Raw genomic sequence first — 18,947 nt, 5'->3', positions numbered from 1 at the left:
TCACGTCCTGAAGCCCCAGCCCCCCGCCGGGCTCTCTCCGCGCAGGTGCGCCTGGAGCCGCCACACGCACCGCGCCGCCTCCGGCGCGCCCACCGCCTCCAGCCGCAACCGGTAGGGCTCCAGTTCCTCCGGGCGCCACCGCTCGCGCCCCCGCAGCGCGTGCACCCACTCGGCCTCCCCCGCGAAGCGCTCGAGCAACACCGCCTCGCGCGCCCGCGCGAAGGCCCCGAAGAACGCCACCGGCCGCGCCACCAGTACCTTGTAGGCCCAGGAGAACCACTGCTCCGCCTCCGGCGGCGACGAGCGATCCCTCCCCGCCGCCTCCACCCGGCTCAGCACCACCTGCTGCACCCGCGCGTCGAGCACTCGCAAGAGCGCCAGTCCGTCCGCGGCCGGCGCCCGGTCCGGATCCAGCGGCTCGCGCAACACCGCCGTCATCCACAGCCACTCCTCGCCATGGAGCACCTCGGGCGTGCGCCCCGCGAGGATGCCTCCCAGGATGGCCACCTCGAACTGGCCCAACAGCTCCATCAGCTCGGGGTCCACCCGGGCCGCCCGCTCCAGTGCCGCCTCGAGCACCTTGGGCTCCGTCACCACGCCCCCGATGAACCCCGCGTGGAGCCCCGCCCCGCGCGTGTTCCCCAGCGCCTCGTCCACCACCGTCTGCACGCGCTGACGGCGCGCCACCCACTCGTCCACCTGCGACATCAACAGCCACGACACCACCGACAGCCCCTCCTTCGGGTAGGGCGGATGCCGCGGCGCGGACAGCAGCTCCATCACCGCCACCGCCAGCGCGCACTTCTCGTCCGCCGTGCGCTCGGGGGACATCAACGCGCGGCGCAGGCCCTCGTTCAGCCGCTCCAGCCGCTCGGGATCGATCAGGTCCGGCGCGCAGCGCTCGAACAGCCGCTCGTGCCGCTCGTCGATGCCCTCCACCTCCGCCATGACCCGGAAGATGTGCCGCTCGACGGGCGGCACGAGCTCCTCCCAGGGCCAGCGCAGCGACGAGAGCGGCCCTCCCTCGCGGAACATCTCCCGCAGGAGCTCCATGCAGTCGGACATGCGCTGGAAGGCGTCGGGCGCGCCCAGCACCCGCTGCGCGTGGAGATAGGCCTCGGTGAGGACCGGATCCAACCCCGGCGGAGGCTGCTGGGGAAAGAGCGTCGCCCTCGCACAACACCGCGTGACTTTCCGTCCGCTACCGCAGGGACACGGTATCTCGCTCATCGTCATGACCCACTCATAACATAGGATTCGGGACATGACTTCCCCAGTCATGCGCCCCAGGGGCTGCGGATATTGGAACCCCCGGGGCCGTGGTAGCGTCCAAGGCCCATGCGTCCCCTTCCGGAGCCGCCGCCCCTGTCCACCCGCGCCCTGCTCGCGTGCCTGGTGCTCGCCGCGGCCGCCAGTGTCTTCCTGTGGCAGACGGTGTGGCTCTACCCCTTGAGGCTGCTCGTCACGCTCATGCACGAGAGCGGACACGCCCTCACCGCCTGGGCCCTGGGCTCACACGTGAGCAGCGTCACCATCAGCCCTGCCACCGGCGGCCTCACCTACCACTCCCTCACCGGCTCGCGCTGGAAGGAGATGCTCATCGCCTCGGGCGGCTACGTGGGCTCCTCCGTCGCCGGCGCCCTGCTGCTCGTGGCCGCCGGGCGCATGCGCAGCGGACGGTTGCTGTTATGGGGTCTCGTGGCGTGGATGGTGGGCGTCGCCGTGCTCTGGGTGCCCCTGCTCCCGCCGGATCCCGGCGGCTCCTACGCGCACTTCACCGGCTCCTCGCGCTCCGACGGCCTCTTCACGCTCGGCTTCATCGCCGGCATGGCCGCCCTGCTGGGACTCATCGCGTGGAAGGGGCCGGTGTGGCTGCGGCGCGGCGTGGTGCTGTGGATCGCCGCGCTGTCGTGCCTGCTGGCACTCCAGGACATCAAGGGTCTGTTTGGCTTTGGCCTGGAGGTGGGCGTCTCGGATGCCCACGCCATGGCCGAGCTCACCTGGCTGCCCGCGCCCTTCTGGGCGGCGGTGTGGATGGCGCTGTCGCTTCTGGCCATGGGGCTCGGGCTGCGCTCCATCCTCCGGCGGCGCGAGCGGGTGCGCTCGCGCATGCCGTTCGGTCAGTTCAGCGGGGGTTGAGCCGGACGATCTCCTCGTTGAGCGCGCTGGCGAAGCCCACCCACGCGAGGTAGGGCACCATCATCCACGAGGCCCCCCGGTCCACCTGGCGCGCCGCGCCGGTGTACGCGGCGAGGCTCACCCCGAGCGCCGCGATGTCCAGCAGCGCCGTGCGCGGGCGGTGCTTTCCGAAGAACAGGGGCGACCACAGGGCGTTGAAGCCCAGCTGCACGCCCCACAGCGCGAGCGCCCAGGAGCGCCGGGGGCCCGCGGGCCGGTTCCACACGCGCCACGCCGACAGGGACATGAGGCCGTAGAGCGTCGTCCACACCGGGCCGAACACCCACGCGGGCGGCTGGAAGCGCGGCTTGCGCAGGCGCTGGTACCACACCTGGGTGCTGCTGGAGGAGCGCGCGCCCAGCAGGGCCGCTCCCGCGGTGAGTACTCCGAAGGTCCCCAGGGCCGCGAGGGACTCGGTGCGCAGTGTCGGGTTGCTCAGCGTCGACAGCGAGGGGCTGTTGAGTGCGTGGTGCTCCGTCATCGTCCACCTCCAGTGGGCAGTGCCGGGCAAAGGTGCGGACGCCCCCATCCGAGGGCCACCCCCGCATAGGAGGGATGCTAGAAAGGAGTCCCTTCCAGGAGGCCCCATGGTCCGCGTGGATGACGTCCTCGGTTTCTGGTTTGGCCCACCCTCGGATCCCGCCCACACCCGGCCGCGGGGCGCGTGGTTCGAGCGCGACGAGGCCTTCGACGCCGAGTGCACCCGCCGCTTCCAGGAAGCATGCGAGCAGGCGGCCGCCGGAAAGCTCGACTCCTGGCGGGACGAGCCCCGGGGTGCCCTGGCCCTGCTGCTCTTGTTGGATCAACTCCCGCGCAATGTCTTCCGGGGTTCGCCCCGGGCATACGCCACGGATGAGCGGGCGCGTGAGGTGGCGCGGCAGGCACTCGCGCGCGGGCTCGACGTTCCCCTGCCTCCGGTATGGCGGTGGTTCTTCTACCTGCCCTTCATGCACAGCGAGGACCTCCAGGACCAGCGGCGGTGCGTGGCGCTGACCGAGCCCCTCACCTGGAAGAACGCGGACAGCGTCATCACGTACGAAAGCGCCCGGCGCCACCACGACATCGTGGCGCGCTTCGGGCGCTTCCCCCACCGCAATGCCGCGCTGGGCCGGGAGTCGACTCCGGAGGAAGTCGCCTTCCTCCAGGAGCCGGACTCCGCGTTCTAGCGGGACGGACTACGCCGGGGCGCCGGCGGCCTCCTCGCCGACGCGCGCCTCCAGCATCGTGCCCGTGGAGATCCAGCTGCGCACCAGCGCCAGGTGCTCCTGCTCCGCGTCGAGCGCCCGCTGGAACTCCTCGGCGATCTCCGTGTGCCCCAGTTGCTCCGCCAGCTCGATGAGCAGCTCCCAGCTCGCGTTGTCCACGAGCTCGGCCGTCAGCAGACCCTCGAGCGACTGCAGCAGGTTGACGTGCGGGTCCACCAGCATCCGGGGCACGCCCTCGGACATGTTGGCCTGCAGCTCCGCGGCGGGCGTGAGCGCCGTGGCGTCACCGCCGAGCTTCTCGATGGTGCGCACGACGAGCGCGAAGTGCGCCAGCTCGTCCAGGCGGATCTTCTCCAGCTCGACGCGCGAGGGTCCTCCCTCCCACGTGCCGAACACGTCCAGCTTGGACAGGGCCGCCTCGTACAGCCGCACGCCGGTGCGCTCGAAGCCGGCGCGCTGGCCCAGCTTGTCGATGAAGACGGTGGCCCGCCCGCCCTTGAGCAGGTCCACCGCGGCCTTCACCATGCCCTTGGGCGTGGGCGGCGGCACCGAGCCGAAGTTGCCCACCTCGCGGGCGAACTCCTGGCGCACCCGGGCGATGGCCGTGGCATCCCCGAGGCTCGTGGCCCCGCGCTTCTCCGCGCCCTCGATCTCCTTGGCGCTCTCCACCGGAGAGGTCTTGATGCCGGTCCGGTTCATCCCCATCTCACTCGCCTTGCGTTCCATTACTGAATCCTCCCTTCGGACACGACGCCCTCACGTTTGGCTTCGACCGACAGCTCGGTCCCCGGACGCCAGATGTACCCGGCGGAGGCGATGTCGGACGGCGAGCCGTCCGCGTTGAGCTGCTCGCGGTAGAGCAGCGTGCGCTCGGCCTCCTCGGCGCGCGGCACGAACTCGGTGCCCTTGGCGCTCAGGCCCTCCTCGTCGCGCAGCACCTTGCGCACGAACTGGCGGTGCTCGTGGAAGCCGATGGGCTCGGGCAGCTCCTTGGGCAGCACCTCGGCCGCGTCGCGGCCCTCGATGCGCTGGAACAGCTCCTTCACGTAGTGCAGGTGTCCCAGCTCGTAGTCCACGAAGCGCTGCCACACTTCCTTGAGGACGGGGTTCGTCTCGGATTGCAGGCAGCTGTAGTAGTTGTAGACCTCGTTGGCCTCGTGCAGCAGCCACTTCTCCAGCCACGTCTCGCTCGGGTCGCACAGCGCCTCGTACTGCGTGACGTGCTGCTCCTCGATGGCGGCGATCTCCGCGTAGAGCATGCGCGCCACCGGATCCGTGAACTGCGGCCCGATGTTCATGTAGTACGTGTGGACCTGGTTCTCGGCCGACACGATGGTGAGCGCGTTGAGCTTGGAGATGGGGTCCGCCGTGCGCGAGGCATAGGGGCGGCGCACGTCATCCAGCGGGTGGCGGTGCTCGAGCACCGTGGGCCGGCCAGGAATGATGTCCGAATAGCTCTGGACGATGTAGTTGGGATCCTTGCCCGTCAGCCGGTCGTACAGCGCCGAGTAGCGGTAGAGGTGATCGAAGTCCTCGAGCATGCCGAAGCGGTAGGTCTGCGCGAGGTAGGGATCCGGCTCGTGCAGGGCCACGCTCGCCGTCACCTCGATGGCCGTCTGCTCGTAGCCGAGCGTGGTCTCCAGCGGCGACTGGTTGCCCGGGTTGAGCCAGTTGACCAGCGTCTGCTGGAAGTGCTCCACGCGCCGGATGAGCGCCAGGGGCTCGCGCAGGTCGAGGTTCATGCGCGCGCACGCATGGCTGAAGCGCACCGATTCCGACTCGATGCCATTCATCAGGATGACGCGCACGCGCGTGAACGCGTCGTCATCCAGCTTGCTGATCATCCGCCGCGTCAGATCCTTCCAGGTGAACTTCTGGCGATCCAGGGGAACGCCCTTTTCCTTCAAGAGGTCCAAGCCCACGTGTAGCTCCTTCGCGCCCTGGGGGTGCACCGGTGGGCCGGAAAGGCCTTACCCCACCCCCTTCGCGTCGCGGGTAAAGGTCCGGCGCACCCACAGTTCCGGCAACCGGACCCAGGGCCAGCGGGGGTTTACGCTCGCGAGACGTCTGGAGTTACGAAGGCTCGACTGGCCGCCTGCCTTGGACGGGCGACCAATACAGCGCACGAGGGGCTCAGCGCGCCACGGCCTGACTGAGGGCGCGGTGCACGGCCTCGAGCGCCTTGCGCGCCTCGAGCAGCTCGGCGCGCTCGGCGGTGAGGGAGGCCACCTGCTGGGCCAGCACGTCGCGCTCGCCCTGGAGCGTGTCGACGGTGCGGCGCATCACGGCCACCTCGTCCTTGCAGGCCTCCAGCTCGCCGGCGAGCCGCTCCTCCTCGGAGAGGCTGTCGGCGAGGGCCTTCTTGGCCTCGGCGACGGCGGCCTCGAGCGTGGAGCGCTCGTCGGCGGCGGCCTGCATGGCCTGACGGGCCTCCTGCAGGGACAGAAGGGCCTCGTCGCGCTCGCCCTCGAGCGCGGCCAGCTCCCGCTCCAGGTCGGCCAGGAGCTTCACCCGGCCCTCCACCTCGGTGGCGAGCCGGCGCGCCTCGTCCATGCGCAGGCGGGCCTCCTCGGTGGCCTTCTCCGCCTGGCGCCGGGTGACTTCCAGGTCCTGGGTGAGCGTGAGGTTGATGGCCTTGACCTTCACCAGCTCGGTCTGGAGGGCGGAGATGCGCTCCACGGCGCGCATGCCGGCCTCGGCGACGCTGGCGGGCAGGGGCTCGGGGCGGGGGTTCTCGCGCACCGCCTTGAGGCGCTCCTTGAGCCGCTCGCGCCGGGCGTGGGTGTCCACTTCCTCGCGGGGCGGGGCCGGCGTCTGCACCTCCACCTCGGGCTCGGGCGCCTCGGCGCGGGCCATGGGCGCTACGGGCGCCTGGGCCACGGCGGCGACGGTCACCCGCGCCGGCTCCTCGTCCTGGGGGTCCTGGCCCGGCGGGGGCGTGGTGGAGGCGCGCAGGGCGGCGTCGAGCACCTCGGCGGCGGTGGGACGGGGGGCGCGGGCGCGCTCGATGCGGGCGCGCACCTCGGCCGACAGGTCATGGGCGGCGGGCACGGGCTCGGGGGCGCGCACGGGCTCCGAGTCCAGGGCCCGCGCGGGCTCGGCGGCCCGGGCCTGCTCGAGCTCGGCGTTGGCCCCCTCGGAGCCATCGGCCCCGTCGGGCGCCGCGGGGTCGACGGCGCCGGTGAAGGCGCCCAACCGCAGGCGCGGCTTGGCGCGGGACACGTTCTGTTCGAAGGCCTTCTTCATGGGCGGACTTGAAAGCGGAAGAGAGGAGGACGTCAACCGGCCTGCTGCGCACCCGTATCGCTACCGGGTGCCGCGCCCGCCCGCAAGCGCGGAAGTACATGCTGGATGAGGGATTCGATGTCCGTGGCCCCCTTGGAGCTGGGGTCGGCCACGAAGATGGGGCGGCCCTCACTGGCGGCCTGCGCGAATTTGGTGCACTGGCGGATGATCGTGGGCAGCAGGTACTCCGGGTAGTGCGTCTGCAGCGCCTCCAGCGCCTCCTTGGCGAGCCGGAAGGTGGCGTTGAAGGAGTTGACCACGATGAAGACGTGGTCCAGCACGTGGTTCAGGTCCTCGTCCAGGCCCTGCACCGTCTCGAAGAGCAGCTTGAGGCCGTGGAAGGACAGGAAGTCGGCCAGCACGGGGACGAACAAGTCGTTGGCCGCCATGAGGGCGTTGAGGTTGAGCAGGCCGAAGGAGGGCGGCGCGTCGAAGACGATGACGTCATAGCGGCCCTCGACTTCCTTGAGGGCGTTGCGCAGCTTGAACTCGCGCCCCGCCATGGGCATGAGCGCCAGGTCCACCGTGGACATGGTGAGGTTGGAGGGGACGAAGTCCAGGTTGGGCAGGCTCGTCTTCTGGATGACCTCGGACAGGGGCGCCTTGCGCACCAGCACGTTGAGCAGCGTCTGGTCGAAGTCCTCGCCCTCGTAGCCCAGGCACTTGGTGGCGTGGCCCTGGCTGTCCAGGTCGATGATGAGCACGGTGTAGCCCAGCTCCGCCAGGCGCCAGGCGTAGGAGGTGGACAGGGACGTCTTGCCCGTGCCGCCCTTGAAGTTGAGGAAGAGCTGCTTGCGCCGGCCGAGCGGCGCCGGAAACCGCCCGAGCCGCTCACGCAGGGCCCACACCTCGGCGCCGGTGTAGCTGTCCTGCTCGAGCGCCGGCGTGAGGGACTTCAGGGGCACGCCGAGCATCTCGGCGACCTGCTTGGGGCTGTACGTCGGCGCATCCATGAAGAACCCTTCGTCGAATCCGGGGGGGTCTCATACCTTGCCCTAAGCGGCGAAGTATTTGTGACCCCGGCGTATGACCGAGCCCCTGGCGACCAGCAAGGCGAGCGCCTCCTGGGCCAGCTCGGTGGTGGCCCGGATGCCCGCGGCGAGCTCCCCCAGGGAACGGCCCCGGATGGCGGCCCGGACCTCGGTGAGCAGGGGGCCACAGAGGGCCTCCACGGGAGAGGCGGCCGCCCGGGCGGCGGCCCTCGAGGAAGAGACGGGAGGAGGGGCGGGGGCGGCCGGCGGCGGGGCCCGGGGCGCGGGCCGGGGGGACGGAACGGCGGCCAGGGCTGGAGCGGGCCGGGGGGACGGCACGGCGGCCAGGGCTGGAGCGGGGGCCGGAGCGGGTTCGGGGGCCCGCGCGGGCGGCGGCCGGGCCAGGAGCGAGGCGCGCACCGGCTGCACGGGGAGCGTGGCGAGCCGACGGATCTCCCGGCGGCGGCGGCCCTCGTCCAGGTCCACCACGGCGGAGACGTCCTGGCCGAGGATGCGCCCGAGGCTCTGGGCGGCGGAGCGGCGCACGCGGACCTCGGGGTCCTTGAGGGCCTCCAGGAGCAGGCTCCGGGCGGACTCGCCACTGCCCGCGCCGAGCGCCAGGGCGGCGAGGCTGCGCACCTCGGCGTCGGGGTCGTGGATGGCCTCCTCGCCGAGCCGCCGCGCGCTCTCCCCCTCCAGGCCGAGCGCGAGGAGCGAGGCGCGCCGGCGCACGCTGCGGTCCGGATCCTTCACCGCCTGGGCGAGGTGGGGCGCGGCCTCCTGGGGAGAGAGGGACAGGAGCGCCTTGAGGGCGGCGATGCGCACCTCGGGGACGCTGGAGGACAAGAGCGGGGACACCACCGAGACGCCCTGCTCCTTGCCCACCTCGGCGAAGGCGGCCAGCAGGGCCACCTGCACACTGGGGTCGTCCTCGGCGTGCAGGGCGCTGGCCAGGGCGGGGGCGGCGGCCGGCTGGGCGAGGGCCTTGAGGCGCTCGGCGGCGCGCACGCGCGAGGTGGCGTCCGGCGCGGACAGCTCGCGCACGGAGAAACCGAAGAGCGACTCGTCTCCACCCCCTCCGCCACCGGCCAGCTCCGCGAGCTGCCCGGCGCTCACCGCCAGACGGCCCTCCTGCTGCAGGCGCCAGGCGTGCTGCACCACGGGCGAGGCGGTGGAGGCGGCGGAGGCCGAGGCCCCCACCACGGCGAGCGCGGGCACGGTGTCCGAGGCGGGCACGCTCTCACCCTGCGCGGGCCAGGGGAAGGCGGGAGCGGCGACACCTGGAGTCGCGGAGCCCGCCTGCGCCGGGCGCTCCAGCACCTCGCTGCGCAGCTGGGAGATGAAGGAGGCCAGGTCGATGCCCAGGCCGTCCTCGTCGTCCTCCTCGCGCTCGGGCCGGTCCGAGGCGCGGATGCGGCTGGCCTCCAGGAGCTTGCCGAGCAGTTGGCCGCGCTCGGTGCGCAGGGCCTGGTTGAGCCGCAGCAGCTCCTCGCGCTCGGTGCCCAGCCGGCCCATGCGCACCTCGAGCTGCGCCACCTCGCGCCGCAGGTCCAGCTCACGCTGCTCGGACAGGGTCAGCTCGCGCTTGAGGTGCTCCAGCTCCGCACGCGTGGACGTCAGCTCGTGGTGGAGCTGCTCGGCACGGGCCTCGAAGTAGACAATCTTCTCGAGTGCGCTCTTGAGCAGCGCGTCCGGACGCTCGTCACTCACGACCTGAACAGCCCTCCCTCGTTCCGGGGCATACCGGGTCGTCTGGTCCGTGCCTGGGAACACGGGGGGACCACCCGTTTCCCGGCCAAGCCGGGAGCGCGCAACCTATGTCAGAACGATCCGCGAGGTAAACCCCTGAAATGGTTGGGGGTTTTCCCACGAAGCGCCCGGTCGGGGATTGACAATCGCGCCGGGGCCGAGTTTTCGGCCCTCGCGGCGCTCAGCACCCCCACGACCGAGGGAGGGAATCAGGGAGGCAGCGTGCCGTTGCCGGACTCGATGATGTTCCAGAAGTTGCTCACCTTGTCCACGTAGGTGGCATCGCCGGTGCCGGCGGGCAGGGCGTTGAGGTTGCTCTTGTCCACGCCGTTGGGGCCGGAGTTGTAGGCGCGCAGGGCCGTCTTCCAGTCGCCGAACTGCTCCTTCATGTCCTTCATGTAGTAGGCGCCCGCGAGGATGTTGTTCTCGGGGGTGGACAGGTCCTTGCCCTGGAGCTCGGGGTGCTTGGCCTGCAACTCCCCGTAGGTGTTGGGGTTGACCTGCATCAGGCCGGTGTCCGTCAGGCCATTGCCGCCGTTGGTGGAGACGGCCGCCAGGTTGCCGCGCGACTCCTGCCAGATCTGCGCCGCCAGCATGTTGGCCGGCACGCCCGTCTTGGCCGAGGCGGACTCGATGGCGCCGCGGTACGGCTCGAGCTCCTTGGCCAGCCCGGGGCCCAGCTTCGACGAGCCGGAGCCCTCGGTGCCCGGGTTGGCCGACACGCCGTCCGGCGTCGTACCGCCCGGGATCTGGCCCTGGGGCGGGGTCGGGCCCTGGGGCGGGGTCGGGCTGAACAGCTCCTGCGGCGTGTTGCTCGGATCGCCCAGTTCGGGCGCCAGCAGTTCCTGGAGCTGACCGAGCGTCTCCATGAGCTGATTGGCCGTCTGGAGGAACTCATTCCACTGACCGCCCTGCGTGCCGTCGGTGAAGCCGTCGTTGAACAGGGAGGGCGGGTTGGATTCCAGCGGAGTCGGGGAAGGCGTCGTGGGGCTCGACGGGCCCTCGGTCTTGCTCTTCTCGGCCAGAGCGATGAGCGCCAGCAGGGCCGCGGCCTTGTTGCCTGAAACGGAGGAGACGGACATGGAGGTATTCCTGGGCGATGGAGGGATGACGTACTGATTCGTACCACAAACTAGACATGACAGCTACAGGGGTAGGCAGGAAAAACACATTATTTTTATCCCAGACATTGAGACTCAAACTCAGAAGTTGAGAATCCCGGTCCCTCGGGCCGCAGCGGGGGAGCGCTCTCCAGGAGCGCCATGGCCAGTCATGCCGGGCTCCAAACCAGACACGCCAGACGCGGTGTCTGTCTCGAAAGCAGAGGCCGCCCCCCTCTCACCCCGGGTCCGCTCGTCCTTGGACTCCCGGCGCGGGCGGCAAGAAGTCCAACGCCGCCGGAGGCACCCCGGCTATCTTCCCCCGCCATGACCCCGAGCCGACCCGCAGCCGCGTCCTACGTCCTCATCGATGCCGAGAACATCGACTGGGCCGTGTCCAACGTCGTGGGGCGCAAACCCGAGCCCCAGGATCGCGTGCAGTTCGACCGGCTGGTGGCCTTTTGCGAGAGCCGCTTTCCCAACCCCGTGCGCTGCATCGTGGTGCTCAACGCGCGGGGCGAGCAGCTACCGGACATGATGATCGGCTTCGTGCGCGCCCTGAAGACCGCGGGGTGCGAGGTGGTGCTGCTGCACGGCCGTCCCGAGCAGAAGGTGGTGGACATGGGCATCCTCAAGCTGCTGGAGGCCATCCGCCAGCAGCGGCCGGGCGCCGCCGTCGTGCTCGCCAGCCACGACGGCAGTGACTTCGCCGCCGCCCTGCGCCCCCTGCTCGAGGAGAAGCGCAAGGTGACGCTGCTGGGCCTGCGCGAGTACGTGAGCCAGCGCTTCCGCGAGTTCGTTCCCGCGGGCCTGGAAATCCTGGACCTGGAGATGGACGCCAAGGTGTTCCAGCGGCCCCTGCCCCGTCTGCTGCCCATCCGCGTGGACGAGTTCGACCCCTCTCCGTTCCTGTAGGCCCCCCTCCCCCGCCTCGCCTCCGCCCCCCTCCGGGTGTCCGCCACCCCAGGGGGGCTTCTTCTTTCCGCCAGCCCACACTCGATCGCACTACTTTTGAAGTTAGTCGCTGACACCTGACTTCATGAGTCATATAACCTCCAAAGTCGGTATGGAGGCGAGGTCGAGCCATGGCGTCGAAGACTACTTTTCCAGGCCCCCCCGAGAAGACCACCCCACCTCGGAGGTGGTCTCGCGGCAAGGAGGGGGCTCCCCGAAGCAAACACGAAACCCGGCAGCACCTGGCGAGGAGCCTGGGTGACACCGCGCGTGAAGCCCGCAAGCGCGAGGGGCTGACCCAGGCGGACGTGGCCGAGCGCATCGGCGTGGCCACGGAGGTCTATGGACGGCTGGAGCGCGGGCTGCTCATGCCGAGCGTGCCCACGCTGCGGCGGCTGTGCGTGACCCTGGGGCTGGCGGCCGATGCGCTCCTGGCGCTCGGCCCGGCCGAGCCCCCCGCCTGGGCCCGGGCCGCGCCCCCGCCCGAGCAGGAGTCCCCCCAGCTGCGGCGGCTCTTGCGCCACCTGCGCAAGCTCAGCCCCGAGCAGCTCCGGGCCCTGGGCAACGTGGCCGCCACGCTCCGACGTCAGGAGTGAACGGTCTCCAGACGAACCGGGCCCTCCGGCTCGCGGAGCGGTATGCTCCGCGCCGTGCGCTCCGCGGATGGACTGGACGACTACCTGCAGGATCCCATTGGCCGCTACTTCGTGGGGGAGAGCTTCCTCCACTGGTACGCCTCGCCCGATGTGTGCGGCTTCACCGTGTGGGGCCGTCCGGGCGAGGCGCAGATCTCCCGGCTCACCCAGGTGCTCAACGTGGAGCTGGCCCCCGCCGCGCCCCACGTGTCGCTCGTGGACGCGCGCCGCGTCGAGTCCCCGGACGCCAACGGCCTGTCCGTGCTGGTGAAGTACATGGCGCCGCGCATCTCCGACTTCTCCCAGACGGTGCGGCGTCAGGCGCTCGTGCGCCCCGAGGGCATCGCCGGCGCCGTCGTGGGCGGCTTCTACAGCCTGGTGAGCTCCAGCTACCCCACGCGCGCCTTCGCCGATCCGCTCGAGGCCCTGGGGTGGCTCGGCCGGCCCGAGCCCGAGGCGCGCACCCTGCTCGTGGAGCTCAACGAGCTGGTGATGCGGCAGCAGGGCCAGTCGCCGCTGCTCGGCGAGCTGCACCGCGTGCTGCGCACCCGGCTGTGCGACGAGCTGGTGCTCGCGGACATCGCGCGGGAGATGGGCATGTCCGAGCGCACCCTGCAGCGGCGGCTGCGCGAGTCGGGCACCTCCTTCCAGGCCGAGCTCAACACGGTGCAGGTGCGCACCGCCCAGGCACTGCTGCTCAACAGCGACGCCAAGCTCACCGCAGTGGCCGCCGAGGTGGGGTGCGCCTCGCTCCAGCACTTCAGCAGCCTGTTCCGCAAGCTGACGGGTGAGTCCCCCAGCGCCTGGCGCGCCCGGCACCGCCAGGGCCCCTGAGCACCGCTGAGCACCTCCGGCCTCACGCCAGCGCCGCGGCGGGCGCGCCAACCACGGGCAGCCGCAGCACGAAGCGCGCGCCGCCTCCCGGGCGGTTCTCCGCGTGCAGCGAGCCGCCCGCGCGCGACACGTACTCGCGGCACAGCGCCAGCCCCAGCCCGGTGCCCCGGCCCGGCGGCTTGGTGGTGAAGAAGGGCTCGAAGAGCCGGGGCAGCACCTCCTTGGGAATGCCCGGGCCGTTGTCATCCACCTCCACGCGCACCCCCTCCTCCACCTGCCACGCGCGCACGGTGATGTGGGCCTGGCACGTGGGGTCCGCCAGCTCCACCGCGTCCGCCGCGTTGAGCAGCAGGTTGAGCAGCACCTGCACCACGCGCCGCTGCTCCAGACGCACCGCCGGCAGCCCCGGGTCCAACGCCAGCGACACCTCGCCCCGCTCGCGCAGGCGCACCGACGCCAGCCGCCTCGCCTCGAGCACCGCCTCCTCCAACACCGCCCGTGCCTCGTCGCCCCCATTGCCCGCGCGCGAGAAGTCCTTCAGGTCCGTGACGATCTGCTGGATGCGCAGCACGCCCTGCTGCGTCTCGGCGATCACGCCGCGCAGCTCGTCCCGGTCCAACGGCCGCTGCGCGTCCTCCACCTCGCGCTCGAGGAAGCTCAGGTTGGCCTTCACGTAGGCCAGGGGGTTGTTCACCTCGTGCGCCACCCCGGCGGCGAGCTGCCCCACCATGACGAGCCGCTCCACCTCCGCGCGCTCGCGCGCCGCGTCCCCCCGCCGCCGCTCGCTCTCCGCGAGCTGCTCGAGCGCCACGAGCCGCGCCTGATGCGCCACGCGCTGCGCCTCCGCCATGCGCCGGTACGTGCGCGTGCCGAAGAGCGCCAGCCCCAGCAGCATGGCGAAGCCCACCAGCTGCAACACGATGGTGCGCGAGGGCACGCCGGCCAGCACGTCCACCACCGCCACCGCGCCCAGCGTCACCGCGCCGCCCACCAGCGTGGGCAGGAGCGTGGCGGGGGTGAACATGGCCAGCAGGAACGGCAGGGCGGCGAACACGTGGAAGTAGGGGCTGTCCGGCCCGCCGCTGAGGATGACGAACACCGTGGCGCCCACGATGGCGAGCACCGCGGCCGCCGAGTCCATGATGCGCGTGGGAATGCGCCCGGAGCCCAGGCTCCACGCCATCACCCCGAAGAGCGCGCCCACCGCGAGCTGCGACACGACGAGCCCCACGGGCAGCGTCCGCGTCACCAGGCAGTGCACCAACGCCACCGCCGGGAGGAACGCTCCACAGACGAGGTAGTTCTTCCGATCCGCGCGCAGCAGGGCCTTGGCGTCATCGGTGGCGTTGCCCATCATCACACTGGGAATCCTACTCCAGCGGCCCGGGCCGCACGGCGGGCAAGCCCTACCGGGAGGACTTCGCGCCCCGGCGCACCAGCCGCCGGGCCTTGCCGAGCTGGACTCCGCCCGGCGCGCCCTTCTGCGCCCGGGCCGCGCCCGCGGGCAGGATGGGATCCGGACACACCTCGCGCAGCCGGCAGCCCCGGCACGACGCGCCGCTCCACACCGACTCGTAGAACGCCGTCACCCGATCGATGACGTCGAAGTCCTCGGTGACGAAGCCCATCTCGAAGTTGCGCGCGTGCTCGCCCTTGGCCCCCAGCCCCGCTCCCGTGAGGTTGGCGCTGCCCAGGTAGGCCCAGGCCCCATCCACCAGCACCGTCTTGAAGTGAACACGCGGACACACCTTCAGCTCCAGGCCCCCCTTCACCAGCCGCGCCCGCCGGTCGAACTCCTCCCGGAAGGGCCTGCTGGGCAGCTCCGCGTGCAAAAGCCGCAGCGCCACTCCCCGCGCCGCCAGCCCGTCCAGCACCTCGAGCAGCGGCACGAAGCGCCCCGAGCGCTCCACGTACATGGCCTTCACGTTCGCCGTGGCGATCCACACCGACTCGCGCGCGTGCGCCAGCTTGCCGAGCACCACTTCCCGGTACAACGCGCCGCCGTCGAGCAGCTCCGCTTGGATGGGACGCATGCCTACATGCTCGCACATCCACCCTTCCACGTCCAGGCGTGGACATTGTCCTCGCGGGCCCGAGCGGGGGACGGGAGGATGACGTAGAGGCTGCGAGGCGTTGAAGCCAGGACGGCCATGGGCGCGGGCCCGGGAGGCAAGCGATGCACGTGGTGAGCAAGAGCGAGGCGAGCCGGACGAATCCCTTTCAGGACACCTTCGAGCGGCTGCGGGCGCGGCGCTGGGAGCAGGCGCGCACGAGCGCGAAGGAGCGGGTGGCCCGGTTGCGCAAGCTGCGCGAGGCGATCGTCACGCGGCGCGAGGAGCTCTATCAGGCGCTGTACGCGGACTTCCGCAAGCCGGCGGCCGAGGTGGAGAGCACCGAGGTGCTGGTGGTGCTCATGGAGCTGGACCACGCCCTCAAGCACGTGGCCCAGTGGATGAAGCCGCGCCGGGTGCCCACCCCGCTCCTGCTCGCCGGCACGCGCAGCCAGGTGCGCTACGAGCCCAAGGGCGTGGTGCTCATCATCTCGCCGTGGAACTACCCCTTCCAGCTCACCCTGTCGCCGCTGGTGGCGGCGGTGGCGGCGGGCAACTGCGTGTGCATCAAGCCGAGCGAGAAGACGCCGCACACCGCGCAGGTCATGGAGCGGCTCATCCGGGACGTGTTCGACCCGTCCGAGGTGGTGGTGGTGCAGGGCGGCGGGGCCGAGAGCCAGGCGCTCTTGGAGCTGCCCTTCGACCACTTCTTCTTCACGGGCGGCGCGCGCGTGGGGCGCAAGGTGATGGAGGCGGCGGCGCGGCACCTGGCGGGCGTGACGCTGGAGCTGGGGGGCAAGTCGCCCGCGGTGGTGGACGGCACGGCGGACCTGAAGGCGACGGCCGAGCGGCTCGTCTTCGGCAAGTTCATCAACGCGGGGCAGACGTGCGTGGCGCCGGACTACGTGATGGTGCCCGCGGCGCGCGAGGAGGAGCTGCTCGGCCACCTGCGCGAGGCCATCGAGCACGCCTACGGCAAGACGGAGGAGGCGCGCCGCGCCAGCCCCGACTTCTGCCGCATGGTGGATGACGCGCAGTTCGGCCGGGTCAACGGGCTGCTGGAGCGCTCGGTGTCGCAAGGGGCGCGCGTGGTGCTGGGCGGCACGGTGGACGCGGCCAGCCGCTACATCGCGCCCACGGTGCTCGCGGACGTGAAGCCGGAGACGGCCATCATGGAGGAGGAGATCTTCGGCCCGGTGCTGCCGGTGCTGCGCTACGACACCCTGGACGACGCGGTGCGCTTCATCCGCGAGGGGACCAAGCCCCTGGCGCTCTACATCTTCAGCCAGGACGACGCCACGGTGGAGCGGCTGCTCGCGGACACGACGGCGGGCGGCACGTGCGTGAACACGGTGGTGATGCACCTGACGAGCGCGGAGCTGCCCTTTGGCGGCGTGGGCGAGAGCGGCCTGGGCAACTACCACGGCGAGTTCGGCTTCCGCACCTTCAGCCACGAGCGCGCGGTGCTGCACCAGGGGCCCCTGTTCCTGCTCAAGAACTTCTTCCCGCCCTACGCGGGCCGGGCGGGCAAGCTGGGGCGCGTGGCCAGCCGCCTCTTCGAGTGAGGAGCCCGGCGTGTTCACCCAGGACGCCCACCCCCTGCTGGAAGCGGTGGCCTTCGAGACCCGCTTCCCCGCGCCCCTCTCCCAGCTCCCCTCGCCCGAGTGGCTGGTGGCGCTGCTGAGACCCGACGCGCCCGCGCCCCTGAGCGCCGACGACGCCGTGCGCGGCGCGGTGCGCGACCTGCTGCGCCACGGCGGCTACAAGCCCACGGGCCGGGGCAAGCCCGCCTCGGAGTACCTCGTGCGCGCCGCGGGCGAGGGCGCGCTCGGCACCATCAACGCCGCGGTGGACGCCTGCAACGCGGTGTCGCTGCACAGCGGGCTGCCCATCAGCGTGGTGGACCTGGAGCGGGCCCGGCCCCCCTTTCGCGTGGGGCTCGCCCCCGAGGGCGCGAGCTACGTCTTCAACGCCTCCGGCCAGGGCATCGACCTCGGGGGCCTGTTGTGCCTCTTCGACGCCGAGGGCCCGTGCGCCAACGCAGTGAAGGACTCGCAGCGCACCAAGACGCACGAGGCCACGCGCCGCACCTTCACCGTGCTGTGGGGCACGCGCGCCCTGCCCGGCCGCGCCGAGCGGGCCTTCTCCTGGTACCGCGAGCTGCTCGAGCGCCTGGGCGCGGCGGTGGAGCGCGCCCCCTGAACCCGCCGGAGCCGCTCGCGGACCTGTTGATGCGGGGCGCGCGGGCCCTGTCGGCCGTCTGGAGCCGGCCCGTCCTGCTCACCGCGCCCGAGCCCCTGGAGACGCGCCCCGGGCTCACCCTGGTGCGTGCCCAGGTACGCGGGGGCCTGGTGCCGGGCGTGCTCCTCAAGTCCTTCCCGGACGAGCCCGTGCGCGGCTTCGACGATCAGGCGGGCGCGGAGTTCCTCACCCGGCGGGGCCTGGACGCCGCGCCCCGCTTCCTCGCGGGCGACGTGGAGGCGCGCCTCTTCCTCCTGGAGGAGCCCGGGCCCGGCCGCACCCTGGAGGCCCTGCTGCGCGCGCGCGATGCACGCGCCGCCACCGCGGGGGTGATCGCCACCGCGCGGCTGCTCGGCCAGCTCCAGGCGCGCACGCTGGGCACCGCGTCCGACTACGAGCTCGTGCGCCAGGCACTGCCGCCCCGCCCCGAGCGCGTGCGCCTGGAGGAGGCCCGCGGCCTGCTCGAGCGCGAGGAGCGGCTGACGCGCTGGCTCACCGCGGTGGGCACGCGGCCCTTCCCCGGCACCCACGAGGAGCTGGAAGCGGTGGCGCGCGCCCTGGCGGACCCCGGCCCCCTGCTCGCCTTCACGTGGGGACACCCGTCCCCGGCCGGGGTGTGGTTCACGCTCGGGGGGCCGCGCCTGCTGGACCTGGGCGCCTCGGGCATGCGCCACGCCTTGTGGGACGCCCTGCCCTGGCTCGTCTCCCTGCCGCTGCCCGAGGAGCTCACGGCTCGCGCGGACACCACCTACCGCATCGGCCTGTCCCCCCAGTGCCAGGCGGCCCAGGTGGACTCGCACTGGGCCCGCGCCCGCGCCACGGTGGCGCTCGCCCGCACGGTGCACGTCCTCCAGGGCCTGCACCCGCGCGTGCTGGAGGAGGATCGCCCCGGCGCCTTCCCGGAGCTGTCCGCGCGCGCCACCGTGCTGCACCACCTGGCGCGCTGCCGGCAGTGGCTCGTCCCCGTCGACGACTTCCCGGGCCTCACCCGCACGCTGGAGGAGCTGGAGACACGGCTGCGCGAGCGCTGGACGCTCGCCCCCTTCACCTGGCCCGCGCTGCGTCAGACGGACGGCTGAAGGCCCAGGCCCCGGAGGATGCGCGCCACCACCTCGTCCGGCGGCACCGACACCTCCACCGAGCAGACGCCCTCGGGCTCTTCCAGCACCGCGAGCTGGTTGTCGAGCTGGCTCGGCGGCATGAAGTGATCCCTCCGGGAGGAGAGCCGCTGGGCGAGCAGCTCGCGCGAGCCATGCAGGTACACCCAGTGCTGCCGGGCCGGCTCCACCGTCAACCGCTCCCGGTAGGCGGACTTGAGCGCCGAGCACGCCAGCACCAGCCCCTCGCCCGACTCCAGCGCCCGCTGGATGACCTGGCGCATGCGCTCCAGCCACGGCGCCCGATCCTCGTCCGTGAGCGCGCCGCCCGCGGCCATCTTCGCGATGCTCTCGGCCGAGTGGAACTCATCCGCGTCCCGGAAGCTCCACCCGAGCACCCGGGCCAGCCGCGTGCCCACCGTCGTCTTCCCCGCCCCAGCCACTCCCATCACGATGACCACCACGCGCGCTACCTCCCAACGCTCCTGGATGCGCATGCACTTGCAACGGAGACGGGCACCCAGAACAGAAGTTCCATCAAAGCCGTGAAATGTGGAAGTTTTGAGCAATTCCTGTCTCACCGACTGAACGAATTGAACATTCCGTACAACACTTCCCGGCCCGTTCAGGAGTGGACGTTCCAAGGC

Annotated in this window: 19 protein-coding genes; 8 read left to right on the top strand and 11 right to left on the bottom strand. The window is 71.7% G+C overall.

Annotated elements, in window-relative coordinates; translation table 11 throughout:
* Complete coding sequence (locus tag F0U63_RS04345; protein ID WP_395843992.1) at nucleotides 1-1,137, bottom strand: hypothetical protein; 1,137 nt, start codon at nucleotides 1,135-1,137, stop codon at nucleotides 1-3.
* A gap of 201 nt (nucleotides 1,138-1,338) precedes the next feature.
* Here F0U63_RS04345 and F0U63_RS04340 point away from each other — a divergent pair, with 201 nt between their 5' ends.
* Nucleotides 1,339-2,139, top strand: a complete 801-nt coding sequence (locus F0U63_RS04340) for a M50 family metallopeptidase (RefSeq protein WP_395843990.1) — start codon at nucleotides 1,339-1,341, stop codon at nucleotides 2,137-2,139.
* On the opposite strand, the gene F0U63_RS04335 is transcribed toward F0U63_RS04340, so the two are convergent.
* A complete protein-coding gene (locus F0U63_RS04335; RefSeq protein ID WP_395843988.1) occupies nucleotides 2,126-2,659 on the bottom strand; it encodes a TspO/MBR family protein in 534 nt (177 codons plus the stop codon). The genes F0U63_RS04340 and F0U63_RS04335 overlap by 14 nt on opposite strands.
* Before the next feature lie 106 nt (nucleotides 2,660-2,765).
* Here F0U63_RS04335 and F0U63_RS04330 point away from each other — a divergent pair, with 106 nt between their 5' ends.
* A complete protein-coding gene (locus F0U63_RS04330; RefSeq protein ID WP_395843986.1) occupies nucleotides 2,766-3,344 on the top strand; it encodes a DUF924 family protein in 579 nt (192 codons plus the stop codon).
* 9 nt (nucleotides 3,345-3,353) lie between these two features.
* On the opposite strand, the gene F0U63_RS04325 is transcribed toward F0U63_RS04330, so the two are convergent.
* From F0U63_RS04325 to F0U63_RS04300, 6 genes are all read right to left on the bottom strand, one after another.
* The gene (locus F0U63_RS04325; RefSeq protein ID WP_395843984.1) at nucleotides 3,354-4,109 is read right to left on the bottom strand and encodes a ferritin-like domain-containing protein; all 756 of its coding nucleotides are present in this window, start codon (nucleotides 4,107-4,109) and stop codon (nucleotides 3,354-3,356) included.
* The gene (locus tag F0U63_RS04320; protein ID WP_395843982.1) at nucleotides 4,109-5,305 is read right to left on the bottom strand and encodes a hypothetical protein; all 1,197 of its coding nucleotides are present in this window, start codon (nucleotides 5,303-5,305) and stop codon (nucleotides 4,109-4,111) included. Before F0U63_RS04320 ends, F0U63_RS04325 begins: the two co-directional genes overlap by 1 nt.
* A gap of 211 nt (nucleotides 5,306-5,516) precedes the next feature.
* Complete coding sequence (locus F0U63_RS04315; RefSeq protein WP_395843980.1) at nucleotides 5,517-6,629, bottom strand: extensin-like protein; 1,113 nt, start codon at nucleotides 6,627-6,629, stop codon at nucleotides 5,517-5,519.
* A 32-nt stretch (nucleotides 6,630-6,661) separates the two neighbouring features.
* Entirely contained in the window at nucleotides 6,662-7,621 is a 960-nt protein-coding gene (locus F0U63_RS04310; protein WP_395843978.1) for a ParA family protein, read from the bottom strand.
* A gap of 42 nt (nucleotides 7,622-7,663) precedes the next feature.
* A complete protein-coding gene (locus tag F0U63_RS04305; protein ID WP_395843975.1) occupies nucleotides 7,664-9,349 on the bottom strand; it encodes a HEAT repeat domain-containing protein in 1,686 nt (561 codons plus the stop codon).
* 248 nt (nucleotides 9,350-9,597) lie between these two features.
* Nucleotides 9,598-10,470 carry a lytic transglycosylase domain-containing protein gene (locus F0U63_RS04300; RefSeq protein WP_395843973.1) on the bottom strand — a complete coding sequence of 291 codons (873 nt, stop codon included), beginning with the start codon at nucleotides 10,468-10,470 and terminating at the stop codon, nucleotides 9,598-9,600.
* 345 nt (nucleotides 10,471-10,815) lie between these two features.
* Here F0U63_RS04300 and F0U63_RS04295 point away from each other — a divergent pair, with 345 nt between their 5' ends.
* From F0U63_RS04295 to F0U63_RS04285, 3 genes are all read left to right on the top strand, one after another.
* Nucleotides 10,816-11,403 (top strand): NYN domain-containing protein, encoded by a 588-nt coding sequence (locus tag F0U63_RS04295; RefSeq protein WP_395843971.1) that lies wholly within the window; start codon nucleotides 10,816-10,818, stop codon nucleotides 11,401-11,403.
* Nucleotides 11,404-11,573: 170 nt separating this feature from the next.
* Nucleotides 11,574-12,038 carry a helix-turn-helix transcriptional regulator gene (locus F0U63_RS04290; RefSeq protein ID WP_395843968.1) on the top strand — a complete coding sequence of 155 codons (465 nt, stop codon included), beginning with the start codon at nucleotides 11,574-11,576 and terminating at the stop codon, nucleotides 12,036-12,038.
* Nucleotides 12,039-12,230: 192 nt separating this feature from the next.
* Nucleotides 12,231-12,911, top strand: coding sequence for a helix-turn-helix domain-containing protein (locus F0U63_RS04285; protein WP_395848314.1), 681 nt, complete (start codon nucleotides 12,231-12,233; stop codon nucleotides 12,909-12,911).
* Between the two features lie 22 nt (nucleotides 12,912-12,933).
* Here the strand turns inward: F0U63_RS04285 and F0U63_RS04280 are convergent, their stop codons facing one another.
* Complete coding sequence (locus tag F0U63_RS04280; RefSeq protein WP_395843966.1) at nucleotides 12,934-14,268, bottom strand: sensor histidine kinase; 1,335 nt, start codon at nucleotides 14,266-14,268, stop codon at nucleotides 12,934-12,936.
* Between the two features lie 49 nt (nucleotides 14,269-14,317).
* Nucleotides 14,318-14,944 (bottom strand): phospholipase D-like domain-containing protein, encoded by a 627-nt coding sequence (locus tag F0U63_RS04275; protein WP_395843964.1) that lies wholly within the window; start codon nucleotides 14,942-14,944, stop codon nucleotides 14,318-14,320.
* A gap of 143 nt (nucleotides 14,945-15,087) precedes the next feature.
* Between F0U63_RS04275 and F0U63_RS04270 the strand changes: the two genes are divergently transcribed.
* Genes F0U63_RS04270 through F0U63_RS04260 form a run of 3 tightly spaced genes read left to right on the top strand, consistent with a single transcriptional unit; the run spans nucleotide 15,088 to nucleotide 18,282 of the window.
* Nucleotides 15,088-16,527, top strand: coding sequence for an aldehyde dehydrogenase family protein (locus F0U63_RS04270; protein WP_395843962.1), 1,440 nt, complete (start codon nucleotides 15,088-15,090; stop codon nucleotides 16,525-16,527).
* Nucleotides 16,528-16,537: 10 nt separating this feature from the next.
* The gene (locus F0U63_RS04265) at nucleotides 16,538-17,164 is read left to right on the top strand and encodes a phenylalanine--tRNA ligase beta subunit-related protein (protein WP_395843960.1); all 627 of its coding nucleotides are present in this window, start codon (nucleotides 16,538-16,540) and stop codon (nucleotides 17,162-17,164) included.
* Nucleotides 17,165-17,193: 29 nt separating this feature from the next.
* Nucleotides 17,194-18,282: a hypothetical protein gene (locus F0U63_RS04260; RefSeq protein WP_395843958.1), complete on the top strand. Its 1,089-nt coding sequence runs from the start codon at nucleotides 17,194-17,196 to the stop codon at nucleotides 18,280-18,282.
* On the opposite strand, the gene F0U63_RS04255 is transcribed toward F0U63_RS04260, so the two are convergent.
* Entirely contained in the window at nucleotides 18,267-18,797 is a 531-nt protein-coding gene (locus F0U63_RS04255; RefSeq protein ID WP_395843956.1) for a gluconokinase, read from the bottom strand. The genes F0U63_RS04260 and F0U63_RS04255 overlap by 16 nt on opposite strands.
* Nucleotides 18,798-18,947: the final 150 nt, after the last annotated feature.

Source organism: Cystobacter fuscus, assembly GCF_044360685.1.
GTDB lineage: Bacteria > Myxococcota > Myxococcia > Myxococcales > Myxococcaceae > Cystobacter > Cystobacter fuscus_C.
Note: the sequence above shows the minus strand (reverse complement) of the source record. Positions and strands in the feature narration are given on the sequence as shown.